The following is a 529-nucleotide window of genomic DNA, read 5'->3' as shown; positions in this document are numbered from 1 at the left end:
TGTCTCTCTATTTTATGAGTGAGAGACGTTCGATTTTGCCGGACTCAATTTCGAATAATCATCATAAATGATGATATTGCCAAGAACACTTGAATGTGTTTTTTGGTGTTTACCATATAGGTAAACATTGAGAACTTTTTTTGATAACAACATTGTTGTTATCAGTCAGCTTTCCAAATTGTTAAAGAGCATATGAACCTGAAGTTACACTTCAAATACATTTTCTAAAGACTTTCGGCGTCGAAAATTCCAACCACATGCATTACTGAGTGGTTTGGAGATCCTATTCCAAAAATACTTAGAGAATGGTGGGCGATACCGGGCTCGAACCAGTGACCCCCTGCTTGTAAGGCAGGTGCTCTCCCAACTGAGCTAATCGCCCACTAAAAGTTTTAATTCCTTCGTGGAGAAAGAATGGTGGGCCGTGCTGGATTCGAACCAGCGACCAATTGATTAAAAGTCAACTGCTCTACCAACTGAGCTAACGGCCCTTAGTGGTATCCCGTAGGGGAGTCGAACCCCTGTTACC

At 41.8% G+C, this 529-nt stretch carries 2 tRNA genes; both read right to left on the bottom strand.

Annotated features, from left to right (window positions below):
* Positions 1-306: 306 nt before the first annotated feature.
* Positions 307-382 (bottom strand) — tRNA-Val (locus tag OJ16_RS09705).
* Positions 383-415: 33 nt separating this feature from the next.
* Positions 416-491: transfer RNA gene (locus tag OJ16_RS09700), tRNA-Lys, on the bottom strand.
* Positions 492-529: the final 38 nt, after the last annotated feature.

This window comes from Vibrio renipiscarius (assembly GCF_000827885.1).
Taxonomy (GTDB): Bacteria; Pseudomonadota; Gammaproteobacteria; order Enterobacterales; family Vibrionaceae; genus Vibrio; species Vibrio renipiscarius.
The sequence above is the reverse complement of the archived record's forward strand: the minus strand, read 5'-3'. Positions and strand labels throughout refer to the sequence as shown.